The organism is Streptomyces sp. CGMCC 4.7035, from assembly GCF_031583065.1.
In the GTDB taxonomy this organism is placed as follows: Bacteria; Actinomycetota; Actinomycetes; order Streptomycetales; family Streptomycetaceae; genus Streptomyces; species Streptomyces yaanensis.
This window is the reverse complement of sequence record NZ_CP134053.1, coordinates 3,424,296-3,438,784: the sequence shown is the minus strand read 5'-3', so window position 1 is coordinate 3,438,784 and position 14,489 is coordinate 3,424,296. Positions and strand designations below refer to the sequence as shown.

At 71.1% G+C, this 14,489-nt stretch carries 14 protein-coding genes and 1 pseudogene; 7 read left to right on the top strand and 8 right to left on the bottom strand.

Annotated elements, in window-relative coordinates; genetic code table 11:
* Positions 1-26: 26 nt before the first annotated feature.
* A complete protein-coding gene (locus Q2K21_RS14560; RefSeq protein WP_310770756.1) occupies positions 27-350 on the bottom strand; it encodes a plasmid stabilization protein in 324 nt (107 codons plus the stop codon).
* Between the two features lie 62 nt (positions 351-412).
* The gene (locus tag Q2K21_RS14555; RefSeq protein WP_310770754.1) at positions 413-1,492 is read right to left on the bottom strand and encodes a WD40/YVTN/BNR-like repeat-containing protein; all 1,080 of its coding nucleotides are present in this window, start codon (positions 1,490-1,492) and stop codon (positions 413-415) included.
* Between the two features lie 354 nt (positions 1,493-1,846).
* Between Q2K21_RS14555 and ssgD the strand changes: the two genes are divergently transcribed.
* Positions 1,847-2,263: a spore wall synthesis regulator SsgD gene (gene ssgD, locus Q2K21_RS14550; RefSeq protein WP_310770752.1), complete on the top strand. Its 417-nt coding sequence runs from the start codon at positions 1,847-1,849 to the stop codon at positions 2,261-2,263.
* A gap of 30 nt (positions 2,264-2,293) precedes the next feature.
* Here the strand turns inward: ssgD and Q2K21_RS14545 are convergent, their stop codons facing one another.
* Positions 2,294-3,133, bottom strand: a complete 840-nt coding sequence (locus Q2K21_RS14545) for an isocitrate lyase/PEP mutase family protein (RefSeq protein ID WP_310770750.1) — start codon at positions 3,131-3,133, stop codon at positions 2,294-2,296.
* A 380-nt stretch (positions 3,134-3,513) separates the two neighbouring features.
* Here Q2K21_RS14545 and Q2K21_RS14540 point away from each other — a divergent pair, with 380 nt between their 5' ends.
* The 4 genes from Q2K21_RS14540 to Q2K21_RS14525 all read left to right on the top strand — a co-directional run bounded on the left by Q2K21_RS14540 (position 3,514) and on the right by Q2K21_RS14525 (position 8,795).
* Positions 3,514-5,133, top strand: a complete 1,620-nt coding sequence (locus Q2K21_RS14540) for an ABC-F family ATP-binding cassette domain-containing protein (RefSeq protein ID WP_310770748.1) — start codon at positions 3,514-3,516, stop codon at positions 5,131-5,133.
* 820 nt (positions 5,134-5,953) lie between these two features.
* Positions 5,954-6,730 carry a dimethylargininase gene (ddaH, locus tag Q2K21_RS14535; RefSeq protein ID WP_310770746.1) on the top strand — a complete coding sequence of 259 codons (777 nt, stop codon included), beginning with the start codon at positions 5,954-5,956 and terminating at the stop codon, positions 6,728-6,730.
* Between the two features lie 227 nt (positions 6,731-6,957).
* Positions 6,958-7,929 carry an acyl-ACP desaturase gene (locus Q2K21_RS14530; RefSeq protein WP_310770744.1) on the top strand — a complete coding sequence of 324 codons (972 nt, stop codon included), beginning with the start codon at positions 6,958-6,960 and terminating at the stop codon, positions 7,927-7,929.
* A gap of 398 nt (positions 7,930-8,327) precedes the next feature.
* Positions 8,328-8,795 (top strand): hypothetical protein, encoded by a 468-nt coding sequence (locus Q2K21_RS14525; protein ID WP_310770742.1) that lies wholly within the window; start codon positions 8,328-8,330, stop codon positions 8,793-8,795.
* Positions 8,796-8,912: 117 nt separating this feature from the next.
* Here the strand turns inward: Q2K21_RS14525 and Q2K21_RS14520 are convergent, their stop codons facing one another.
* Both Q2K21_RS14520 and Q2K21_RS14515 read right to left on the bottom strand, forming a co-directional pair.
* Positions 8,913-9,071, bottom strand: coding sequence for a hypothetical protein (locus Q2K21_RS14520; protein WP_386275949.1), 159 nt, complete (start codon positions 9,069-9,071; stop codon positions 8,913-8,915).
* Positions 9,072-9,198: 127 nt separating this feature from the next.
* Positions 9,199-9,450, bottom strand: coding sequence for a WhiB family transcriptional regulator (locus Q2K21_RS14515; protein WP_310770738.1), 252 nt, complete (start codon positions 9,448-9,450; stop codon positions 9,199-9,201).
* 340 nt (positions 9,451-9,790) lie between these two features.
* On the opposite strand from Q2K21_RS14515, the gene Q2K21_RS14510 reads away from it, so the two are divergent.
* Positions 9,791-10,588, top strand: coding sequence for a VOC family protein (locus tag Q2K21_RS14510; RefSeq protein WP_310770736.1), 798 nt, complete (start codon positions 9,791-9,793; stop codon positions 10,586-10,588).
* Positions 10,589-10,823: 235 nt separating this feature from the next.
* Positions 10,824-10,949 (top strand): annotated as a pseudogene (locus Q2K21_RS14505) (beta-1,3-glucanase family protein); the annotation flags it as partial.
* Positions 10,950-10,954: 5 nt separating this feature from the next.
* Here Q2K21_RS14505 and Q2K21_RS14500 read toward each other — a convergent pair.
* The 3 genes from Q2K21_RS14500 to ligD form a co-directional block, all read right to left on the bottom strand.
* On the bottom strand, positions 10,955-11,992 hold the full coding sequence (locus Q2K21_RS14500) for a LacI family DNA-binding transcriptional regulator (RefSeq protein WP_310770734.1): 1,038 nt from the start codon (positions 11,990-11,992) through the stop codon (positions 10,955-10,957).
* 249 nt (positions 11,993-12,241) lie between these two features.
* On the bottom strand, positions 12,242-13,204 hold the full coding sequence (locus tag Q2K21_RS14495) for a multicopper oxidase domain-containing protein (protein ID WP_310770732.1): 963 nt from the start codon (positions 13,202-13,204) through the stop codon (positions 12,242-12,244).
* Between the two features lie 223 nt (positions 13,205-13,427).
* The gene (gene ligD, locus Q2K21_RS14490; RefSeq protein ID WP_310770730.1) at positions 13,428-14,474 is read right to left on the bottom strand and encodes a non-homologous end-joining DNA ligase; all 1,047 of its coding nucleotides are present in this window, start codon (positions 14,472-14,474) and stop codon (positions 13,428-13,430) included.
* Positions 14,475-14,489 lie beyond the last annotated feature (15 nt).

Sequence of the window (14,489 nt, the reverse complement as noted above, 5' to 3'; positions counted from 1 at the left end):
CGAGCGTACGGCCCCGCGGCCTGCCCTCACTTGCCAAGAGCGCGCTTCAGCTCGCTCTTGTTCATGTCCGAACGGCCATGGATGTTGCGCCGCTTGGCCTCCTCGTACAACTGGTCGTATGTGGGCCCCTCGGAGCCCCTGCCCGAGCGCTGTCCTCCCCGCTTGCCGGACGACATGTCCTGAGTGGACGTGCGGCTCGCGCTCTTGGACTCGCCGGAACGGGCGCGCTCCTTGTTCACGGTCCGCGCCGCGATCTCCTTGGCGCGCTTCTCGCTCTCCCCGCGGTCGCGCGCGCTCTCCTTGATGTGCTCGTACTGGCGTTCCCGCTTGGAACTGGAGCCGCGTGGCATGCCGGGTCACTTCCCTTCCAGGTGCGGTACACCACGAGTACCCGTTTTCGCCGGGATCACCGTCAGGGCTCGAGCCGGGCCACCCGCCCCTTCTCACCGGAGGCCCAGCAACCCAGGTCGGGGGCGCAGTCCACGGTGTCGTAGGAACCCGAGTCGACGGTCTTCCAGGTGCGGCCGCCGTCCGTGGTGAGGTCGGTGCCGGTGGGGCCGACGGCGAGCGCGGCCGTACGGCTGTGCGGGAGCCAGGTGACGCCGGAGCGGTACGCGGGCGGCGGCCGGTCGGCGGGCGTCCAGGTGCGGCCACCGTCCCGGCTCACCGCCGCCGCCTGCGGGGAGGGCTGGTCGGCCCGGTAGTCGCCGCCGACCGCGATGCCGTGCGTACGGTCGCGGAAGGCCACCGCGAAGACGCCGCGCGCCGGATCGCCCGCCGGGATCGGCGTGTCGGTGGCCGTCCAGGTCAGTCCGCGGTCGGCGGAGTGCAGCACACGCGCGCGTGCGCCACCGCCCGTGGCCAGCCACACGTCGTTCGGCCCGGAGGCGACCAGGCACTGGCCACTGGCCGCGAACCCTGCCTCGCCGTCCTGGGCGGCCGGCATCCCGGCACTGGGCAGGACCGTCCAGGATCGGCCGCCGTCGCTGGTGGAGAGGATGCGGAACCTGCCGTCGACCGGGTCGCTCAGGGCGAGGCCGTGGCGGCGGTCGAAGAAGGTGAGGCAGTCGTAGAAGGCCTTGGCGTCGGTGTTGCGGAACGACTCGGTCCAGGTCGCACCGCCGTCGTCGGTGCGGAATACCCGGGAGGCCTCGCCCTCGCCGATGGCGAGGACCACCGCGTGCCGGGCGTCGAACGCCTCGATGTCGCGGAACTCCAGGTCCGTGGCGCCCGGCGGGGAGACGTTCCGCCAGTGCGCGCCGCCGTCGGTGGTGCGCAGCACGGTGCCCTTGGACCCGGCCAGCCAGGCGGTGTCCCGGCTGACCGCCGTAAGACCGCGGAAGCGTACGTCCGTGCCGCTGTCCTTGAGTTGCCAGTGCGGCGCCGGCCGCTGTCCCCCGTGTGCCTGCGCGGGTGCCGCCGTCAGCGCGGCGAGCGCCGCCGCACACAGTCCCACGGCCACCGTCCGGCCCGTACGTCTCGTGTTCCGCATGCCTGTCATGGCGCGCGAAGCTAGCCCACTCCCCCGGTGCCGTCCAGATCTCCCCGGCCGGGAACCGCACACCCGTGCGCGGTGTCCTCTCCTGTGTCCCGGAGACCGCGGGGCATGGATCGCTCCATGGATCATTCCATCGCTCGCTCCATGGATCTGTTCCATGGATCTGCTCCATGGATCTGCTCCATGGATCTGCTCCATGGAGCGTTCGATGGATCGCCTCAGTGGCATGGACTCGGTGACAGAGGTCACTTGAATCTCATGTGCACGGATTGGCTCAATCCATCGTCTCTTCAACTGCGCGTCCTCATCCGCCCGGAGTCCATCCAGCCGTCACAAGGGAGCAAGGCGTTGTCCACCGTCATCGAGCAGCCCGTGGAGGCCCGTCTCGTCGCCGCCGCACCGCGGATGCCCAGCATTCCGGCCATGCTCCACTACGACCGGCGCGACCCGTTCGCCGTCCGCATGAGCTTCCCGGCCCCGGCCACCCTGGAGGGCGTGGACGTCTGCTGGACGTTCGCCCGTGATCTCCTCTCCGCCGGCCTGGAGGGCCCGCAGGGTCATGGTGACGTCCGGGTGCGGCCGTACGGCTACGACCGCACCGTCCTGGAGTTCCACGCCCCGGAGGGCACGGCCGTGGTGCACGTCCACTCCAGCCAGATCCGGCTTTTCCTGCGGCGGACCACGGAGCTGGTGCCCTTCGGCCTGGAGCATTTGCAGGTGGACCTGGACCACGACCTCGCGGAGCTGATGCGGGACGCGTGCTGAACGCATCCCGGAAGGCGGCCGTTTCGGGGGCTAGGGCCGACGGCGGCCGCTCATCAGTCCGTTGAGGTTCCCGTAGTCGAGGCCGCCGGCCAGTGCCCCGTAGGTCCCCGCGCCCAGCAGCTCCCGTGCGGCGCGGTGGACCAGCCCGTGGACGGCCTCAGCGACGGCCGACCCGGCGCTGACCCGGGCGACGCCGAGGGCGGCCAGTTCCGCGACGGTGGGCGCGCCGGGACCGACCAGCACGTTCAGCGGACCCTCGAGGCCTTCTGCGAGCGCCTTCACGGTCACCGGGTCGACGACCCCGGGCACGAAGACGCCGTCCGCCCCGGCGGCCAGGAAGGCGGCGGCCCGCTCCAGGGTGTCGTCCAGGCCCCCGGCACCCCGGAGATACGTGTCGATGCGGGCGTTGACGAACAGCGGCACCCCGGCCGCGTCGGCGGCCTCGCGCGCCACGGCGATGCGCGTGGCCTGCTCGGCGACCGGACGGAGCGGGGCGCCGTCGCCGTAGAGCCCGTCCTCGATGTTCACGCCGACGGCGCCCGCCGCGAGCACCGCCCTGATCGTGTCGCCGACACCCGTGGCGTCGTCCGCGTAACCGGTCTCGATGTCCGCGCTCACCGGTACGGCCACCGCGTCCGCGATCCGCGCGACCGCCGCGAGGGCGTCGCCGCCGGACAGCCGGTCACCGTCCGCCGTGCCCAGCACCCAGGCGAGCCCGGCGCTGGTGGTGGCGACGGCCGCCGCTCCCGCCTCCTCGACGAGCCGCGCGCTGGCCGTGTCCCAGGCGTTCGGCAGGACGAGCGGACGGCCCGGCACATGCAGGGCACGGAAGGCGAGCGCCTGCTCGCGCAGAACGTTGTCGTTGGTCATGGCGGCAAGCCAACCAGCCGGCCAGGGGCGGTGGCTGGCAGGAATCCGACAGGTACGTGCGCCTTCGAAGGCGTCAGCCGTACGCCGCGACGGCCGCCGCCGCTTTCCGTCCACCGTTAATCCGTTGACACCCCCCAGGCCCGCTCCTACGGTGTACAGCGGTCCTGTTGCCGTCGATAGGAGAAGGACGTTGCTCGTCTGAGGTCTTGAGACACCGCGTCACACAACACCGTCCGTGTCTGTGTGCGTCGCGTGCGACCTCGGCGTACGAGCCGTCCTCCGGTGCGGGGCTTTCCCTTTGCCTCTGCTCGCGACCGTCGCCCCCTTGCGGTGTCTCACACGCGTTGCCCATACCCACTTCAAGCAACCGCGAGGCCCGTATGTCACACACCCCGTCCATCACCTGCACGTCCCTGTCCTTCTCCTGGCCCGACGGCACCGTCGTCTTCGACGACCTCCAAGCCACGTTCGGCTCCGGCAGGATCGGGCTCGTCGGTGTCAACGGATCGGGAAAGTCCACCCTGTTGAAGCTGATCGCCGGTGAACTCGCCCCGTCCGACGGCACCGTGCGCGTCGCGGGCGAGGTCGGTCACCTGCCGCAGAACGTCACGCTCGACACCGCCCTGCGGGTCGACGAGGCGCTCGGCATCGCCGCGACACGCGCCGCCCTGCACGCCATCGAGGCGGGCGACGTGGCCGAGGGGCACTTCGCGACCGTCGGCGACGACTGGGACGTGGAGGAGCGCGCCGAGGCGATGCTCGGCGAACTCGGCCTCGGCCACATCGGTCTCGACCGCACCATCGGCGAGGTCTCCGGCGGCGAGTCCGTCCTGCTGCGGCTGGCCGCGCTGCTGCTGCGCCGCCCCGACGTGCTGCTGCTCGACGAGCCCACCAACAACCTCGACCTGTACGCACGCCGGCGGTTGTACGCGGCGGTCGAGGCCTGGTCCGGGGTCATGGTCGTGGTCAGCCACGACCGTGAACTCCTCGACCTGGTCGACCAGATCGCGGATCTGCGTTCCGGGGAAATCACCTGGTTCGGCGGCAACTTCTCGGAATACGAGGAGGCGCTGGCCGTCGAGCAGGAGGCGGCCGAGCGCATGGTGCGCGTCGCCGAGGCCGACTTCCGCAAGCAGAAGCGGGAGCTGGCCGACGCCCAGGTCAAGTTGGCCCGCCGCAGGCGCTACGGCCAGAAGATGTGGGACCAGAAGCGCGAACCGAAGATCGTGATGGGGGCGCGCAAACGGGCGGCACAGGAGTCCGCGGGCAAGCACCGCATCATGCACGAGGAGAAGCTCGCCGAGGCCAGGGAGCGGCTCGACGAGGCGGCCCTGGCGGTACGGGACGACGACGTGATCCGCGTCGAGCTGCCGTACACCGCGGTGCCGCCGGGACGGTCCGTGCTGACGCTCCGGGATCTGGAACTGGCGTACGGCGCACGCGTGGAGGGCGGCCTCGACCTGCACGGTCCCGAACGGATCGCGCTGATCGGACGCAACGGCGCGGGCAAGACCACGCTGCTGCGCACGATCGCGGGCGAACTGGAGCCGGTCGCCGGGGAGGCGACGGCGCACGTGCCGCTGCGCTTCCTGCCGCAACGGCTGGACGTCCTCGACGACGGGCTGACGGTCGCGGAGAACGTGGCCCGGTTCGCACCGGGCGTCACCAACAACCGGATCCGGGCGCGCCTGGCCCGGTTCCTGTTCCGTGGCGGGCGGGCCGACCAGCCGGCCGGGACGCTGTCGGGCGGCGAGCGCTTCCGCGCTGCCCTGGCCGCCCTGATGCTCGCCGAGCCCGCGCCGCAGCTGCTGATGCTCGACGAGCCGACGAACAACCTCGACATGGCGAGCGTGCGGCAGCTCACCACGGCCCTGGAGTCCTACGAGGGGGCGTTGATCGTGGCGAGCCACGACGTCCCCTTCTTGGAGTCGATCGGGATCACGCGCTGGCTGCTGCTCGACGGCGAACTCACGGAAACCGCGCCGCAAGCCGTCGGATAGCCCGCCTGGCGACGCCGGCAGGCGCGTGACGCAGGCCCACCCTCGGGGGTCCCGTTGGCCGGCGCGGGCTCCGGCCCTGGGCCTTGGCCGGGGCCTGGGCGGGGGCCCGGGCGGGGGCCAGGGCCCGGACGGGGGCCGGGCGGGGGCCGGGCCTGGGCGGGGCCTGGGCGGGGCCCGGGCGGGGCCCGGGCGGGGCCCGGGCGGGGCCCGGGCGGGGGCGGGGCCCCTGGGCCTGGGCCTGGGCCTGGGCGGAAGCCTGGGCCTGGGCGGAAGCCCGAGGTCTGGGCGGAAGCCTGAGCCTGAGCGGAAGCCCAAGGCCTGAGCGGAAGCCCAAGGCCTGAGCGAGAGGAGGTCTGGCAAGGGCCCGGGCCTGACGGACCCACAGAGCGTGCTGCCCCCTGGGCGACGGGCGTGCTGGGCGCGTCATCGGCGGTGCGCCTGGCCGCGGCGGCCACACCGTGTCCGTCTCGGCCGCCGCCGCACGGGGAGCCGGCATCCGCCGAGGTCCCGGCTCGCTTGTGCGGAGGCCTCGGCGAGGTCCTCGCGCCGCCGGCTGGGCGGAAGTCGCGAGGTGACGCGGCGGTGGGGCGGGGGCGCGGTCGGCATATGGGAGCGCGGCAAGGGTACGGGCGCCGTCGAGGTCGGGGCGCCGGCCAGGCGGCCGCCGGCTCCTCGGTGTGCCTGCGCCGTACGAGTTCCGGGGTGCGGCCGGCGGACGGCCTGCGCCCCGGCGCGCCGCAGCCCGAGCCAAGGGCTTTGTCCCCGCGGAGCGGCGCTGCATGATGTCCGGCGACACCCTCAGCCGAGACGGAGTTGCCACGTGCCCAGCAAGAAGGCCCTCATCCGCCGACCCAGCCCGCGCCTCGCCGAGGGGCTGGTGACGCACATCGAGCGCGAGAAGGTCGATGTCGACCTCGCGCTGGAGCAGTGGGAGGCGTACGCGGAGGCGCTGCGCACCCACGGCTGGGAGACGATCGAGGTGGACCCGGCCGACGACTGCCCGGACTCGGTGTTCGTCGAGGACACGGTGGTGATGTACAAGAACGTCGCCCTGATCGCGCGGCCCGGCGCGGAGTCCCGGCGTGAGGAGACGGCGGGCGTCGAGGAGGCCGTGGCCCGGCTCGGCTGTTCGGTGAACTGGATCTGGGAGCCGGGAACCCTCGACGGCGGCGACATCCTGAAGATCGACGACACGATCTACGTCGGCCGCAGCGGGCGCACCAACTCGGCCGCCGTCCAGCAACTGCGCGCCGCCTTCGAACCGCTGGGCGCCCGCGTGGTCTCCGTGCCCGTCACCAAGGTGCTGCACCTGAAGTCGGCGGTCACCGCGCTGCCCGACGGCACGGTCGTCGGCCATGTGCCGCTGGTGGACAAGCCGGCGCTGTTCCCGCGCTTCCTGCCGGTTCCGGAGGAGTCGGGCGCGCACGTGGTGCTGCTCGGCGGCGGCAAGCTGCTCATGGCGGCCAGCGCACCGAAGACGGCGGACCTGCTCGCCGACCTCGGGCATGAACCGGTCCTGGTGGACATCAGCGAGTTCGAGAAGCTGGAGGGCTGTGTGACTTGCCTCTCGGTGCGCCTGCGGGAGCTGTACGCCTGACCGGTTGACCCCGGCTGTCCGTTCACCCCGGGGACCTGCGGGTCCACGGGCGCTTCGGCATGCCCGCGCCGGACACGAACCTATCTGACGTGCCGTCGGGGACCCCGCTGATCAGCGATCTTTACAGCGAGCTTAACCTACGGATTCGTAACCTACGGCCTCGTAGCCTACGATCCCGTAAGTTCCGGTACCGCTCGCCGGTTTGTTCAGCGTCCCCTGGAGTTCCCGTGACCATCACCTCCCCCCATCCCGGCAGCCCTTCCGTCTGGACCGACGCCCGGCTGCTGTACGCGCTGGAGGAAGTGGTCGAAAAGGAGTTGAACCGGCATCTGAAGATCGCCAAGGACTGGATGCCGCACGAGTACGTGCCCTGGAGCGACGGCCGCAACTTCCCCGGCTTCTTCGAGGACGGCGTGGCCTGGGAGAAGGAGCAGTCCAAAGTCACCGAGATCGGCCGGATCGCGCTCGTCGTGAACCTGCTGACGGAGGACAACCTCCCCAGCTACCACCATGAGATCGCATCGCTCTTCGGCCGTGACGGCGCGTGGGGCACCTGGGTGCACCGGTGGACCGCCGAGGAGGGCCGGCACGGCATCGTGATGCGCGACTATCTGCTCGCCTCGCGCGCGGTCGACCCGGACAAGCTGGAGCAGTTCCGCATGGCACACATGAGCGAGGGCTTCGAGTCGGACAACCGGCACTCGATGCTGCACTCGGTCGCGTATGTCGCCTTCCAGGAGCTGGCCACCCGCATCTCGCACCGCAACACCGGCCACCAGTCCGGCGACCCGGTCTGCGACCGGATGCTGGCCCGCATCGCGACCGACGAGAACCTGCACATGGTCTTCTACCGGAACCTGCTGAAGGCCGCGTTCGAGATCGCGCCGGACCTGACCATGCAGGCGGTACGGGACGTCGTGGTGAACTTCCGCATGCCGGGCCACGGCATCCCCGGCTTCGAGCGCGCCGCCGCGCAGATGGCGATCGGCGAGGTCTACAACCTGCGCATCCACCACGACGACGTGCTCCAGCCGGTGCTCCGTTTCCTGAAGATCATGGAGATCGACGGCCTCGGTCCCGAGGGCCGCCAGGCGCAGGAGGAACTGGGCCTGTTCATGGGCGGCCTGGACTCGGAGGCCAGTAAGTTCGACGAGAAGCTGGCGGCCCGCAAGGCACGCATGGCGGCGCGCGGGGCGTAGGCAGGCTTCCACCGGCGGGCCCCTCTCGCCCCGCACACCCCCTCCGGTGCCGCCTCGTACGGAGCGGCACCGGAGGGCGGCGCAGCACCCTCAGTTGCTCCCCCTCCCCCCAACGGCGCTGCCCGGCGCACGTCAGCCACGGATCGTACGGACCGTGTTCCGGGGCGATGCGGCGCCGAAGTTCCGTCGGCCGCAAGGCCGGTGCCCCGGCACCGGAGCGGACAGCTCACAGAGCCAGAACGTTTCGGCAGTAAACGCCAGGCCGCGCCACCCTTTCCGTCGGGTAGAAATATCCACCAGCATGAATATGCCGGGCCGACGTTCCCACACGGGCACCCGCCCGGCGGAGTCCCTGTCGTACGCCTGGCCGGGCCGGGTGGCGCCCCCTGGAGCGGCTCATGACGAATCCGATGTGGATGCGAGGCGTGGAGTGGCTGGCCGCCGCCGCGTCGGACCCCCAGGCGTGCAAGCGGGAGTGGGACCGGGGCAACGGCACGGTGCTGATGGAGGCCGGGCGGTTCTGGGACGTGGTGAGCGTTCCCGATCAACTCGGTCTGCTCGCGCTGGACATCATGTGGTACGACCCGGTGCGGATGCCCGGACCGACCCTGGTGGACTCGGCGGCGCGGCGGGTGGGCTTCTTCCTGCCGCCGGATCCGACCGGCCACTGGGTGGGAGCCGGAATACGCCACGCGAGCAAGGGGTCGTGGGTCGCCGTGCCCTCTCCGTACCGGCCGGTGGGCTGCCTGGAGTGGATCGTTCCGCCCGACGGGAGCGGGACGCTGCATCCGCCACTCACCCTGGAGCTGGCCCTGCGCGAGGCCCATGGCACGCTCGCCGTACTGGCACCCGTGAGCGAGGACTAGGCGAGGACTAGGGAGGACTGGGGAGGAGCAGGAGGCCTGGAAGGAGACGGCAACCGTCCGCAGGGCAGCTTCAAGGCCCCCTCGGCGCCCCGGGCCGCCACAGCGCTGCCGTGTCTCCTACGCGGCCTCGTAGTGGTGAGCGTCCGCGCCGCGCCACTTCACCCACGCCGGATCGTCGAGGAGGTCCTCGGCGTCCGGCAGGCCGGCCCGGCCGAGGAACTCGAGCAGATCCTCGTCGGAGAACGCCAGCCCCAGGCTCTCCCCACGCGCGGTCACCCGACGCCCGCCGGTGCCCGACGGCGGATGAACAATGACAGGAGCCCGTCCGGACATGTATCCAGCATCGTCCCCCGGGCCCGGCCGCGCATCCGGACGAAGCACCGGATGACAGGCTGGTCAGCTCTCATCCGTTCCCCTCGGTCCGCCGCATGTGTATCCGCTCCTTCTCGGACAGACCGCCCCAGACGCCGAACCGTTCGTCATGGGTGAGCGCGTATTCGAGACACGCTGAGCGGATCCGGCAGAGTCCGCAGATACGCTTCGCCTCTCGTACCGAGCTGCCCGGCTCGGGAAAGAAGAAATCGGCCCCCGTCTGCGCACACAGCGCCTGGTCCTGCCAGGCGATGTCGGACGCAGTGATCGCTTCGATGTGCATGGACGAGATCGTGCCGCGCGACGAAAAACGTTCGATCAACGAGGGATCAACGGCTCGCCCGGCGGCCTCGTACGGGCGCCTGATGCTGCCCCGGTACGGCGCCCGGCGCTGCCCGGCACTGCGCCTGGTGCCGTACCCGGTACGGCCCCCGATGATGCCCCCGCCCGGCGGCGCGACGCACGGCGGCGCGCGGAGAATTCCGCGACGAGAACCGCTCCCGCCGATCACCGACGGTCACAGGACGCCCGGCGAGTCGGTCGCGTCATTCCGGCGGCGATTGTCGGTGGGCGGTGCCAGACTCGGCAGTGCAGGCAACGGGACCCCTCGAAGGAGGGCAGTCATGCTCACCACCCGTTTCGTCAACGGCGCCCCGAACTGGCTGGATGTAGGCACCTCAGACATCGACGGTGCCACCGCCTTCTACGGCGGCCTCTTCGGCTGGCAGTTCCAGTCGGCGGGCCCAGACGCGGGGGGCTACGGCTTCTTCGAGCTCTCCGGCAAGACCGCCGCCGGCGCCATGCAGACCACACCGGAGCAGGGGCCACCGTCCTGGACCGTCTACTTCCAGAGCCCTGACGCGGAGGCGACCGCCAAGGCGGCCGAGCAGTCCGGTGGCAGGGTGCTGTTCCAGCCCATGGACGTCATGGGTGAGGGGCACATGGCCATCCTCGCCGACACCGCCGGCGTGCCCTTCGGCATCTGGCAGCCAGGCCGGACGAAGGGCATCGACGTGGCCGGGGAAGCCGGCTCGCTGTGCTGGATCGAGCTGTACACCCCGGACATCGCCCGCGCCGCCGCGTTCTACAACCGGGTGTTCGGCTGGGAAATCGAGGGCGTGCCCTTCTCCGGCGGCACGTACACCTGCATCAACCCCGAAGGCGCCGGTCAGGACGCCATGTTCGGCGGTCTCGTCCCGCTGGCCGACGATCCGACGGAAGCGGAGTCCGGCGCCTACTGGCTGCCGTACTTCGAAGTCACGGACGCGGACGTCACGGTGAGCAAGGCGCAGGAACTCGGTGGCACGGTCCGGATGCCCGCGACGGACCTGGAGGGCGTGGGCCGCATCGCCAAACTCGCCGACCCGTACGGAGCGCGGTTCGCGGTGATCAAGAGCGCACCGCCGCAGCCGCAGGACTGACGCCCCTCGGGCCGTGCGGGGCGTGAGGCCCTCGAGGATTCCACCGCCGAGCAGCCGCGCGTCCTGCGAGCCGCCGCAGCCACCACCTCCCCCGCTCGGCCGGCGCTCTCGGTACCGGCAACGCCCAGGCAGCCCCCGCCACCTGCCGACTTGCCCTGTGCAAGGCCTGGTTCCCCGGCACGGTCGGCACGTACGCCACCGGACAGAACAGTCGACGGGCAGCTTCACCGGCCGCCACGCCAACGCGCCGATCGGGTACGTGTTCCCGTACGACGACGTACGCCCGGACGGCCGGCCGGATGTGCCGGGGGCCGCGTACGACGGGAGCCCGCGACGGTTCACGGTGCCGGTCGGCTCGTAGCAGCGCTACGCGGAGGCGCGCCGCACCAGCGTCGTAGGCAGCACCACGCTGGACGGCGTGCCGCCCACGCCGGGCTCGCCGCCCCGCCCGCGCAGGCCGCGCAACAGCAACCGGGCCATCAACCGGCCCATCTCCTCGATGTCCTGACGGACCGTCGTGAGCGGTGGGTCGGTCTGTTCGGCGACCGGCAGCATGTCGTCGAAGCCGATGACGGCGACGTCCTCCGGCACCCGGCGCCCCTGTGCGCGCAGCACACGCAGGGCACCGGAAGCGGTCAGGTCGTTGGCGGCGAACACGGCGTCCAGGTCGGGGCAGCGCTCCAGCAGCTCCCCCATGGCACGTTCGCCGCCCGCCGGAGTGAAGTCCCCTTCGGCGATCAGTCCCGGGGCGGCGTCGACCATGACGTCCCGGAACCCGTCGAGCCGGTCCACGGCGGACGTCTGATCGAGGGCGCCGGTGATGTGCGCGATACGGCGGCGGCCGAGTCCGACGAGATGGCGTACCGCGTCCCGGGCCCCGCCCCGGTTGTCGCTGTCCACGTATACGGCGCTGCGGGTGCCCTCGCCCCAGCCGGGCCGCCCCCCGAACACCGTCGGCACCCCGGCACGCTGTACCAGTTCCGGCAGCGGATCGTCGAGGTGCAGCGAGAAGACGAGCGCGCCGTCGACATGGCCGCCCGCGAGATAGCGGCCGACCCGGGCGTGGTCGGCGCGTCCCTCCGTCAGCAGGAGGACCAGCTGGGAGTCATGGGCCGTCAGCTCCTTGCTGATGCCGCGCAGTTGGAGGGCGAAGAACGGATCGGCGAAGACGCGGGTCTCCGGTTCGGCGACCACGACGGCGACCGCGTCGTGCCGCTTGGTCACCAGGCTGCGCGCGGCCTGGTTCGGTACGTAGCCCAGTTCCTCGACGGCCCGGCGCACCCGCTCGACGAGGGGCCCCCGCACGCCGTCGCCGCCGTTGACGACCCGTGACACGGTCGCCCGCGAGACCCCCGCCCGGGCAGCCACGGCCTCCAGCGTCGGACGCGGCGCGGTCTCGGTCACTTCGGGACTCCTCCTCGGCGGTTGCCGATCAGGATAGCCGGGACACCGGCAGCGCTGAGAGCGCTCCCGACCGTGAGACCACCCTCACGGGCGGCAGGGGCCGAGGGGCCACCGGGCGCGGGTGCAGACCGGAATCACCCGTGTTTACACAGGTGAGGACGTCGTTTACACAGCTGAGGACGTCAAGCGCTGAACGGCGACCAGCCATGACGCACCCGCAGGTGGCATGCCGGACTTCCAGCGGAGCGCTCAGTGCTGGTGCGTCGTGCGGTGTCCGTGCGTCACGTACTTTGGCATCGACCCGTCCGGATTCCTCACCAGGAACATGCCAGCCATCCCCCGGTCGGCGTGGTGCTGCACGTGGCAGTGGTACATCCACGCGCCCGCTCCGCCGTCCTCCCCCGCGATCACCTGGAAACCGAAGGCGTCTCCCGGACCCACGATCTTGTTGTCGATGACCCGGCTCGGATCTTCGGGCCCGGTGAGCAGTCCCGTGCGGTTGTCCGCCCAGCGGTGACCGTGCATGTGGAACGTGTGGTACTGATCACCGTGAGTGATCATGACGAACTCGACGCGGTCCCCGACCGTCGCCTTGAAATCGGGTCCCGAGCGCCCCACCCGGTTATTGATCATCAAGTCGTTGAACACGATCGCGTGAGTCCTGTCGGGCAGGACATCGCCCGCACGACGTACGATCACCGGCCCGTACAGGCCCCGCCGGACACCGCCGGTGCCGTGTTCGGTGCCGACGATGTGGTCGTGGTAGTGCCAGTAGCCCGCGCTGCCCTCCCGCCAGGTGCCGTCCTTGCGGCGGCCAGGAGTGTGCGTGTGCCAGATGTAGGTGCGCGATCTGCCTGGTTTCACGCAACTGCTGCTCGCCCTCGTGCCGTCGCTGGAGATCTCGTAGTCGAGACCGTGCACATGCAGGCTCGCCTCGACGTCCATGGTGTTCACGAGCTCGACGTGCAGCGTGTCGCCCTCGGTGAGCTCCAGCAGCGGGCCGGGAATGGTCGCCTCGCCCCTCCTGAAGCCGTAGCCCATCCACCTCTCGCCGATCCTCTCGGCGTAGAGCTTGATGCGCTTGACCTTGCCCCCGGCGGCCGCGACCCTGACCTGTTCGTTGGCGTCGGCGGCCTCCGGGCCCAGGGACAACGTGGTGGCGACGGCCGTACCACCCAGCAGCATCCGTCGGTTGAAGCTGCGTCTGTCCATGCCGAACTCTCCATCGTGCTGCGGAATCAACCGAGACGAGCCGCCGGAGGAACGCGAAGGACGGTAGCGGCACACACCGAGCCTATCCAGACAAAAGGCATATCTCGTTGTATTTCATTCACATAATCATCGGCGAGTCGCGCGCAAGGCTCGGCTGCGCGACCGATGGCGGCCGGCGAAGTGGCGATCGCTCGCGATCAATACACCCAGGGCCTGTCCGGCCCTAACGCGCGGCCGGTTCCCCGGGATCCCCCGGCTTCCCCTCGCGCCGGGCCCGGCTCGGCTGCACCCGTTTCGGCTCGCCCGGCATCTTCGGGTACTCGGGCGGATACGGCAGATCGCCGAGGCCGTGGTCGTGTTCGTCGCGCCGGGCGAGTTCGAGGAGCGCCTCCAGGGAGAAGGCGTGGTCGTCCATGTCGGCGTGGACATCACCGAGTTCGGCATAACGGCGGGGCATGGTCCCCAGATCGAAGTCGCGGGGCACCGCGTCCGCGACCTCCTCCCAGCGCAGCGGCGCGGACACCGGGGCGTGCGGCTTGGGGCGCACGGAGTAGGCGGAGGCGACGGTGCGGTCGCGTGCCGTCTGGTTGTAGTCGACGAAGATCTTCTCGCCCCGCTCCTCCTTCCACCAGGCGATGGTCACGTGCTCGGGCATGCGGCGCTCCAGTTCGCGCCCGACGGCGATCGCGGCACGCCGCACCTGGGTGAAGGTCCAGCGCGGTTCGATGGGCACGAAGACGTGCAGCCCCCGGCCGCCGGAGGTCTTGGGCCAGCCGCGCAGCCCGCCGAACTCGTCGAGAACGGCGCGCAGTTCATGGGCGGCGCGCACCGCGTCGGCGTAATCGGTGCCGGGCTGGGGGTCGAGGTCGATGCGGAGTTCGTCGGGGCGGTCGACGTCGTCGCGGCGCACCGGCCACGGATGGAAGGTGAGCGTGCCGTACTGCGCGGCCCATACGACGGCGGCTGTCTCGGTGGGACACATCTCGTCGGCGCTGCGTCCGCTGGGGAAGGTGATGTGGGCGGTGGGGATCCAGTCGGGCATGTTCTTGGGCGCCCGTTTCTGGAAGAAGGACTCGCCGGTCACACCGTCCGGGTAGCGCTCCAGGGTGGTAGGCCGGTTGCACAGGGCACGCAGGATGCCTGGGCCGACGGCCAGATAGTACTGAGCGAGGTCGAGCTTGGTGTATCCGCGCTCCGGGAAGAAGACCTTGTCGGGGCTGGACAGCCGTACCTTCCGGCCCGCCGCCTCCAGTTCCACCGCATCGCCCATGCGAGCCACGGTAGG